This window comes from Spirochaetia bacterium 38H-sp (assembly GCA_039023545.1).
Taxonomy (GTDB): Bacteria; Spirochaetota; Spirochaetia; order Winmispirales; family Winmispiraceae; genus Rarispira; species Rarispira pelagica.
In genome coordinates this window covers 187,220-197,241 of the sequence record JBCHKQ010000001.1, presented here as the reverse complement: position 1 = coordinate 197,241, position 10,022 = coordinate 187,220, and the positions used below count along the sequence as shown (strand labels likewise).

The window sequence follows — 10,022 nt, the reverse complement described above, 5'->3', positions numbered from 1 at the left end:
GGAGCGAAAAGCTCCGCCTCTTTTTTGTAGGGCTTGCAATATCTATTGTTTTTGTAAGTTGTGTGCTTTTTAATCTATCAAAAACAGGTGAGTGGAGGAGAGCCATGCTCTTTTTGCCTGCATAGCGGGAGGATTTGCAGGGTTTGCCTTGATGTTTGCAGGGACAAGGCCAGTATGTTTTGCCAATACTTCCTGTGTTTCTGTTTCCGATAGTTTTTCAAGAAGCTTGCGTAAACCAGTATTATTACTGGTTGAATGTGCCCATAATATTCTAATAGGAAGGAGATACTGTTTTGCGCTGTATGGATCTGGGAATCTATCCAGAGCTATTAGGCCTGTTTTGTCAGCATCCTGTGCTGAAACAGAGCTGAGAGAAGTAAACAACCATCTTTCCTTATCTTCTCTAAAGAATATTGACCATGCATCGTTGGAATTAAAGGTCTTTGCTCCTTGGATCAGAATATTTTTCTCCCATCGTTGGAGTGTGTTTTTTGCTTCCTCTGAGTTTATATCCTGTGTGCCAGAAAAATATGCAGCTTCTGCAAGAAGTGCTTGGTATGTTTTTTCTTCTTTTAATGCTGCTATAAGAATTTTTTCCTTATTTCCTCCTGTAAAATCTTCTCTTCCTAGGCTTTTTGTTTTAAGCTTGCGGGCTATCAACCATGGGTCTGCAAGAAGTGGGATGCTTGTATTTCCTATAATCCCTTTTTCCAATAAGAGATTGTATGATTTGGGAAACTTCTCCGAGAAGTTCCAGTCTGCAGGTTCTTTCTCTGCATATTTTGTAGAGTATGTGATTATTATTCCTGGTTTTATTTTTTTTGTCTGTTTTGCAAGGTATATGGGATAGTTTTTTAGATTGGCTTCTTTTATGACTTTTCTCCATAGTGGTATGAGGTCATCTTCTACGTACCAGGCAGGTTGGAGGAAAAGCTTGTATCCTGCAAATCCTATGATCAATGCCAATATCAATAGTATTATTGATAGTTTGTAGCTTATTTTTGTTTTTGGGACTTTCTTTTTATTCATATTTTTCTCCTTTATATTTTTAAATTATAAAAAAAAGAGGCCATCTTTTCGAGATGGCCTCGTTCGGTATTTTTTATTTTTTAGAAGATTACTGTGTGGAGTCCAAATGTTATCTTGGGTACTATCTTGGGGTCTACATCGGATGGAATAAACCATACTTCCGGTTCTGCGTACAGGCTATATGTGTGGAATGCCTGGAAGCCTTTTACTTCTACTATTGGGAATTCTAGCTGGCCGATTATGGCGCTTAGTACTACGGTGTTTATTGTATTGGTGCCGGTCGCACTTTCTACTGTGATAGGGTTGTACAGGATTATGTAGCTAAAGTCTGCGCCTAGGGCCACCTTGAGAGATAGCCAGTCCCAATCCGGGCCAAGTATGGACTCAAAGGGGAGGTAGAAAAGGCTTGCTAGCAGTTTGCCGCTTATAAACTGTCCAGATAAGCGTGCGCTTTTGCCGTCTTCTGTTGTCTGCGGGCCAATGCCATAACTTGCCTGCAGCTTGACGTTGTTGTCAAAGAATGTAAGTCCCAGTCCTACTTTGTAGTAGGTCATTCCAAGGAAGTGTGCGTCTAGATACATGCCTTGTATAAACTGTGGTATCTCATATCCTGCTTTGTCACCTTCTCTGAGGCTTATCTGTATATCTTTTATACCGAAGTTGTCTTCAGCTGTTCCTATAAATTCTGCTTCTGTGTTAAGGTAGTTTCCTTCCTGCGGATTGAGTAGCTTTACAACAGGATATATCTTATCGACTATAAAGAGGGTTCTTTCTACTGCTACTTCTCCATTTTTATATGTTGCTTTTATTATTATTGGCAAAGGTCCGTTTTGAAGCATTCCTGTTTCTACTCTGTATTTCCAGTTTTCTCTTGCAGCTATTTCCGTAAAGGTTCTTCCGTTGTCTAGGCTTACTTCCAGTTTTTTAACTTCCAGTTCTTTGAGTTTTTTCTTATCATCCGGATTTTCCGGATCAAGGTTGCTGTTGTAACCTGCTATTCCTTCTATCCATGGTCTGTTGGAAAGCAGTGCTCCCATATTGTGGCTTGTTATGCTGATATATGGTCCCAGCTTTTGGTACATTATTTTTACCGGATTGCTTTCTGTTTTATTATTGTCTCCTTGGGCTATTGCTGCTTTTATAATTATTTCTCCGTCCGTAAGCACTTTGGGATCTATTGTGTAGCTAAAATATCCTCGTGTATCAACGGTTACGGCATCTATAAATCTGTCTCCAACATAGAGCTGTGCTTTTTCTACGGGAGTACTTGATACAGCAATACCGGATACTGTCACAGGTCCGTGTACCGTGCTGCCGGGCTCGGGAAATAATATTCTCACAGAGGAATTGTTGAGTTGATCTACTATATTTAGATTCCTATCTGTTATGCTTGTGTTTCCTGCTTTATCTTGTGCTGTTATTCTTATATTATACCAGCCTGGCTCAAGATTCGACAGGTCTATTTCTTGGTTAATTATGTTGTCTGTAGGAAGTTCTATTGTCTTTGTTTCTTTTGCATTGTTTATTGGTTCTATCTCAGCAATAAAAGATTGTAAGTCTATGTTGTCAGATACTCTGCCAGATAGTTTTAGTTTTCCTGCAGCATTTGCAGCTTCTTCTGGTGAGCTTATGTTAAGCTCAGGAGGGGTGTTATCAATATTTATAAGTGCTGAGTAGCTGGCTTCTATGCCGTATGCATCACGTGCAAGTATCTGTATTGCATATGTTCCATCTTTGAGTAGTGTTGTGTCCAGAGGATATGTCCATTCTGTCCCTTCTACGTTTAGCTCTGCTTTCTTATAGCTGGTTCCATTATCCAGTGACAATAGTATAGAGTCCATACCATTGTTATCAAAGGCGGTTCCTTTGAGTTCTATGCTGCCCTTGATAGTAGTATCAACTGTAGGTGAGGTTAGTATTGCCTCAGGTTCCTTGAGGCTTACTCGTATAGTTCTTGTAACGGGTTCGCTTTCTATACCAAATATGTCCTTTGCATAGATTTGAATTGTATGTTCGTTATCTGTTAGGCTTGAGATAGGCAGATTTATTGCAAAGTTGTGTTCTGCAGGTATCTCCTGCCACTGATTTTCATCCAGTCTCCAGTATATTCTGTCTATTCCGTCATCATCAAATACCATGCCAGATACCGTCACATCCGTTGTTATAGTGCTTGCCTCTTCCGGAGTCTGTATTTGTACAACAGGAATGTCTTTTGCAAAATCTATATTGGGTTTAAGTTCTATGTCTTGGATGTTACCGGCCTTATCTTGTGTGGTGAACGTAAGAATCTTCTCTTCTCTTGCAAGGCTTGTAAAGTCTATGAGAAGAGTAAACATATTGTTTGAAAGAGAAACATTTTGCTTGGTCTCTCCTCCATCTGTAGAATATGTTACGGATTCTATAGGACTTTCTGAGCTCACTATTCCTGTTACCCTTATTGTTCCGTTAATTTTATCCTGGCTTCTTGGAGTTATAAAAGCAATTTTTGGTGCTGTAGCATCAAAGAAGAAAGACTGTCTTTTTACAGATATATTGCCAGCTTTATCTATTGCCCTTACTTCCAGTATGTGTGCGCCCGGTTTTAATGCACTTGAGCTTATTGTTGTTTCAAAACTGTTGTCGGTTAGTATTATACTATTCCACTTCCCGAGACCATCTATACGATATTGCAGCGACGCTACTGCCAGATCGTCCTGAGCCGTACCTGACAATATTATTTCCTGATTGGTATAGAGATTTGCAACAGGTGAGCTTATTGTAAACGAGGGCAATCCCAAATCCACTGTTAATTTGTATGTGGGTGTTTTGTATTCTTTACCGCTTTTGTCTTTGACTATTATGCTAAATCCGGATACTTCTCCGCTGGATTTTGCTGTTAGCAGAACATGATTTCCTATTTTCTTCACAGATATCAGATTTTCTGCTTCCTGTGGTTCCACGCTTACTGCCGATATACTATTTCCTGAGAAGTACAAGCCAAGCGGTGTCTTATCCGTAAGAAGAATATTACCTTTATTGATTCTATAGTCTAGAATAAGAAGCTGATTGGGCTTGGCTGGAGGAATTTGCTCCTTACCCTTTGCAGGTGGTGGAGCCTGATAACTTATTATCTGGGGGAAAACTGATATACTTTTGTCTGCATTATTGATTACAAATATAGCAGGGAGACTGCCATTTCCTGCTTTTTGAGGAAGGCTTGCTTCAAAAGTATAGGTGTTTGCTTCCTCTGTAGGACTTATTTTCAGGCTGCTTTCGCTTGCTGTCTTTGGTATATCCGGCTGAGCTGATAAATCTGAAGGAAGTGCTGTCCATATGTCTGCACCTGTATAAAGCTTTCCTCCGGAAGGCTTTGTTTCCGATTTTATTGTACCTCTTATTACAGCCTTTCTGGATGCATCATAAAGCAGTCCGTTGTTCCAGCTTTGGCTCTCTTGTGTGTCCTGATAGACAAGTTCTGTTGGGATAAGTATTGGCTTATCAGCACTTATCTCAAAGCTGTACTTAAGAGGTTTGCTTTCAAATCCAAGACTGTCAACGGCTGTGATATTTATGTTGTATTTACCTGGGCTTAATCCGGACAGAGGAATATAAAATCCCGATTTTGCAGGGAACTCCTGTGGTCCTTCACCCAGTCCCTCCACTACTATCTTATCCTGAGGGTTGATTCCCTCTGTTATTCCTATAATTGCATCGTATTTAGTTAGGACAGGAACTGTTTTTTCTTCTGTTTGTGGGGTTATTATTGTTATAGCAGGTTTTGCCCCCTCTCTGTCGTTTTTGAGTTTGATTTTTTTATTTGTTATATTGCCGCTTACATCTTCTGCAAAGATAATAGTTTCTATTGTACCTGTAGTATCTTCACTTACATCAAACTGTATTGTCCAGTATGGGTTTCCCGGTGTAAGAGGGATGTCTTTTTCTTCTTTATTGTAAGTATACCACATGCGTTTTACGCCTATTGCATCGTTGATTGTTCCTGTTATCTGTACCATACCGTATACCGGGCTTTCTTCTTCCGGGGATATTATGCTTATTTCCGGCTCCTTGTTATCTATGAATATGAGAAATGGTACTGCAGATTCTGTACCGGTCATATCGGTAGCCTTAAACCAAAGAACCATGGGGCCGTCAGGAAGTTTCTGTGTTTCTATGGGAAGTTCGAATGAGTATATATTCTCATTCTTGTCGTATTTTATTTTTACGTTTTGAGTTGTTTCTGGGATGGTTTCTTCTTTATCTTTTTTCTTTACCGTATAAGAAGGAAATGTGGCCGAAAGGCTTTTTACCTGATTGGCATCTTTTACTGTTCCCTTGATTACTATTTTTTTGCTTACAAGAGCTCCATTTTTATGGGAGTCTATTGTCATTTGAGGAGGTTCTGTGTCCAGAAGAAATGTACTTGTATACTCTGTGCCGGGGAGTCCGTTGATATCTATTGCCCTTACAGTTATTGTGTGTTCTCCATCTTTGAGTGTGGTGGCATCCACATACATGTTCCAGTAATCCGTACCTTCTGCTTGTCTGTATGGTCCCTCATCTATTTTTACCTCTACTCTGGATATACCATCATCGTCTACCGCAATTCCTATAATATTTATGTTGTTGCGTATCGTTTGGTTGTTAGCCGGAGATATAACTCTGCTTATGGCAAGGTCAGAATCAGGGTCTATAACAAGATTATAGGGTCCCTCTATAAACTCGTTTCCTGCAAAGTCTGTGCCTTTTATTATGACGTTGTATGTGCCTGGTTTTGATTCTTTTATGTCTATGCTCTTTTTCCAGTTTTCTTTTCCGTCCACTTCCTGCCATTCTGTTTCTCCACCTGCAAAGGCGGGAAAAAGGAAAGCAACAAGAAGACACAAGATGATCAACAGACGTTCTGGTTTCATCAGAACCTCCTTCATAAAGTTTTTTATATTTTACATGCAATAAGCATGCCATCTTTTAAAAAAATGTTTGCGAAAACTTTCCACAAAAATCCTTTTATTATATGTATTTACATTGCTTTTTTTTCTATGATATTGTTATTTTTATTATCAATGCATTATGCATAATTACTTTGCTTTTTTTATGCCGGGTATCTTAAGAGGCTTACCTGCATATATCAGGTCAGGGTTCTTTATGTTGTTTTCTTTGGCAATGTCCGGATACAGCCAGGGGTTATCATAAAAAGATTTTGCCAAATCCCACAAAGTATCTCCCCATCCTGGAGTGTATATTATACTTGTGCTTTCTTCCTGCTGCTTGTTCTCAGCAACCGGTGTCTGTGTAGGAGTTGGAATAGGACTAGGCGCTATGCTTTTTACGGGTTCTTTGGTACTGCTCTCTTCTGTTTTTATGGCTTCTTTACTGTTATGGTTAAATATGGGATAGAGCATAAACAATGCTATTGCACCGAGAATTATTCCTATAACTATACCGATTATGACTGCAGGCAGACTGTTTTTCTTTTTCTCTGTTTTTTCCTGATTGCCATATCTTGTAAATTGGGAAGATTCGTAGCTCTTATCATCCTGTTTTTCTTTTTTTATATTGGCAAAATCTTCCTGTAGAAGCTCCTGTTCTCTGCTGCTTGTCTCTGACCAGCTATCCTGAAACTCATCACTTTCTTCTTCTGGTTCGTCCCAGACGTATGGCTCTGAGTCCTCTGCCTTGTTGGAATCTTGAGGAAATTCGTCAAAATCGTTTTCTAAGCTGTCAAAAGGTTCGTCCTCCACCATGGAAAAGTCACTCAAACTATCTTCCTGCATATTGTCTGCAATGGTTATTGTAAGACTCTGTTGATTGTCAGAATGCAAATCCCTTGCTCTTGCTTCAAGGTGTCCTTCCTCATCCAAGCCTATGACAAGCTCAATTTCCTTTACCTCCTCTTCTTCTGGCAGTTCTATGGTTATGGTCCCTATATACTTCTGAGGTTCTGTTGGCTCTTCTTTTGCCGAGTATATATCTATATGTACTTCTCTTTGCTCTGGTTTTGCAGGCTCAAGTACCAGCCTTTTTTTTGCCTTTTTACCTGTTTCCAGTATGGGATACAGGGTGTTGTCAGCGAGTTTTATTCCTATAATTTCTTTTGCCATGGCTTTTTCCTGCTGTAATTATAATACAAAATATAATAACCTGTCACTTCAAAAAAAGAAATAATAATTTTATTTTATATAAACTAGAAATAAATACAGGGGCTGTTTATGGTAAGAATAATTCTTGTAGAGCCTGAGGGACCCGAGAATCTTGGCATGATAGCCAGAGCAATGGCTAATATGGGGCATAAAGAACTTTATGTGGTTTCTCCTGCCTGTGATATTCTTTCTTCTCCTTCTCTCAAGTATGCTTTGCATGCAAGAGGCATACTTGAGAATGCCATAATAGTTTCTGCTCTGGAAGATGCACTCCTAGATTGTGATATTTCTTTTGCTCTTACCCGTAGACAGGGACAGTATAGGCAGCCTGATGTATATCTTCCCGAACTGGGAAACATCCTGACGGGCCTAGAAGCTAGAAAGTTGGGCTTTATTTTTGGTAGAGAGCGTAACGGACTGCTTGCAGAAGAAGTCATGCTCTGTGATATGATTCTCACCATCCCCTCCAGTAGCGATTATCCCTCACTTAACCTTGCACAGGCTGTGATGCTTGTACTGTATGAGCTTATGAGAATAAGCTTTAACAGTATGAGAAAAAGTCAGAAGCCACGCCTTGATGAACAGATAGAAAAAACAAGTATCAGTGTAAAAAAGGTCTTACGTGAGCTTGGTTATTATAAGGGGCTTGGAGACGATAAAGTGGATTTCATTGTAAGAAAGGCAGTTTCAAGGGCATCTGCCAACAGAAAAGCTGCAGTAAGAATAGAAAATCTGTTTTCTCATATTCTTTCCCGTATAAAAAGTACAGAAGATGTTTAATGTGGTTTGGGAATATGTTTTAAATTGCAGCACTAAGTATCATACAAAAATATATTTATGATTGTTTATAATAAAGATTGTAAAAATTAAAGTTTCTGATCTATATGTTTTTTTGAGCAAAATAAAAAGGCTGTCATATAGACAGCCTTTTTTATCTATTCTTCTTCCTTTTTTATTATTATACCCAACTCATCAAGCTGTGCTTTATCTACCTCTGCCGGAGACTCATCCATGGGGGAAGCTCCTACGGTGTTCTTGGGGAATGCTATCACATCTCTTATGCTGTCTTCTCCGGCCATTATCATAACAAGTCTATCCAGGCCGGGTGCTATGCCCCCATGAGGAGGAGGACCGTAGCGGAAAGCTTTGAGCAAAAAGCCAAATCTTTTCTCAGCCTCTTCCTCCGAGAATCCGACAACAGAAAAAATTCTCTTTTGTATTGCAGGGTCATGAACCCTGATGGAGCCAGATGCAAGCTCGTAGCCATTACATACTAGGTCGTATGCAGCAGCCCTTACTGCTCCAGGATCTTTCTCAAGCAGCTCAAGATGCTCTTCTCTTGGCATGGTAAACATATGGTGAGCAGCCTCCCATCGTCCCTCGTCCTCATTGTACTCAAAAAGCGGAAAATCAGTTATCCAGCAGAAAGCAAAAGAACCTTCTGGGATAAGTTCCAGTTTTTTTGCCACTGCATTTCTTACTGCTCCCAGAGCTGTGCAGCACACCTGCCATTTGTCCGCAACCATTAACACAATATCTCCTGCCTTTGCTCCCAATCCGCTTATAATAGCATTTCTTTGCTCTGCAAAAAACTTGGAGATACCACCCTCAAGTCCCTCTTCTGTAAGCTTAAACCATGCAAGTCCCTTTGCTTTATAGGTCTTTGCAGCTTTTTCCAGCTCATCTATATCCTTGCGCGAAAAGGCTGCGCCGCCAGGAACTACCAGCGCTCTAACCGCTCCGCCGGAAGAAAGCACGGACTTAAATACGCCAAAATCGGAGTTCTCCGCATAAGGGGCAAAATCCTGCATTTCTAGCCCAAAGCGCAAATCAGGCTTATCCGAGCCGTATTTCTCCATTGCCTCATGATAGCTTATACGCGGAAACGGAGTTTTGAGCTGCACGTCCATGCTTTTTCCCATGATGTGAGCCATAAGCCCTTCTGTTACTGCGAGGACATCGTCCTGGTCAACAAAACTCATCTCCATATCTATCTGAGTAAACTCAGGCTGTCTGTCACCCCTTGCGTCTTCATCCCTATAGCACCGTGCAATCTGAAAATACTTATCAAATCCGGAAACCATGAGCAGCTGTTTAAAAAGCTGTGGTGACTGCGGCAGAGCATAAAACTTGCCTCTATGGAGTCTGGATGGTACCAGGAAATCACGAGCTCCCTCTGGCGTGGAACGTATAAAAGTTGGAGTCTCAATCTCGTAGAAGCCCCTGCTCACAAGATATTCCCTTGCATGCCATGCAACCTTATGTCGCAATTCTATATTTCTCTGCATACGTACAGAGCGAAGGTCAAGATATCTGTACTCCAACCTGAGATCTTCTCTTGCATCCGTCTTCTCATCTATGGTAAAAGGCAAAACCTCGCAGGGAGAAAAAATCACAAGTTCTTTGGCATGCACCTCTATCTCGCCTGTCTCCATGCTAGGATTTATCATGTTATCTGGCCGCTTTCTTACTATACCCTTTATTCCTATACAATACTCGGACTTAAGAGCCTCTGCTATCTTAAGAGCCTCTTGGGGACTATCATTGTCCACAACAACCTGTGTTATCCCGTATCTGTCACGCAGATTGATAAAATGTATTCCGCCGTGGTCACGGTATCTATGTACCCAGCCATTAAGAATTACCGTGCTGCCTGCATGACTTGCTCTGAGCTCACCGCAGGTAGCAGTTCTCTTCCAGTTAGAAAATGGTGTATGTGTATTCATATCCCGACTTTAACACAGAGAAAGCAGACATGCAATAAAGCCTTTTTTACTTTATACCGAACGTGAGGGGATGCAGAGCATCCCCTCACTGCCTCCGGCGGCATAAAACGTGGATGCCGCTTGTTCCAACCATTTGCCTAAGGCAGGACTT

At 40.7% G+C, this 10,022-nt stretch carries 5 protein-coding genes; 1 reads left to right on the top strand and 4 read right to left on the bottom strand.

Annotated features, from left to right (window positions below; genetic code table 11):
- Window positions 1-69: 69 nt before the first annotated feature.
- The 3 genes from WKV44_00825 to WKV44_00815 all read right to left on the bottom strand — a co-directional run bounded on the left by WKV44_00825 (window position 70) and on the right by WKV44_00815 (window position 7,106).
- A complete protein-coding gene (locus tag WKV44_00825; GenBank protein ID MEM5947080.1) occupies window positions 70-1,029 on the bottom strand; it encodes a hypothetical protein in 960 nt (319 codons plus the stop codon).
- A gap of 80 nt (window positions 1,030-1,109) precedes the next feature.
- Window positions 1,110-5,918, bottom strand: coding sequence for an Ig-like domain-containing protein (locus WKV44_00820; GenBank protein ID MEM5947079.1), 4,809 nt, complete (start codon window positions 5,916-5,918; stop codon window positions 1,110-1,112).
- A 165-nt stretch (window positions 5,919-6,083) separates the two neighbouring features.
- Complete coding sequence (locus tag WKV44_00815) at window positions 6,084-7,106, bottom strand: LysM domain-containing protein (GenBank protein ID MEM5947078.1); 1,023 nt, start codon at window positions 7,104-7,106, stop codon at window positions 6,084-6,086.
- Window positions 7,107-7,214: 108 nt separating this feature from the next.
- Here WKV44_00815 and WKV44_00810 point away from each other — a divergent pair, with 108 nt between their 5' ends.
- A complete protein-coding gene (locus WKV44_00810) occupies window positions 7,215-7,925 on the top strand; it encodes an RNA methyltransferase (GenBank protein ID MEM5947077.1) in 711 nt (236 codons plus the stop codon).
- A gap of 155 nt (window positions 7,926-8,080) precedes the next feature.
- Here the strand turns inward: WKV44_00810 and aspS are convergent, their stop codons facing one another.
- Complete coding sequence (gene aspS, locus WKV44_00805) at window positions 8,081-9,871, bottom strand: aspartate--tRNA ligase (protein ID MEM5947076.1); 1,791 nt, start codon at window positions 9,869-9,871, stop codon at window positions 8,081-8,083.
- Window positions 9,872-10,022: the final 151 nt, after the last annotated feature.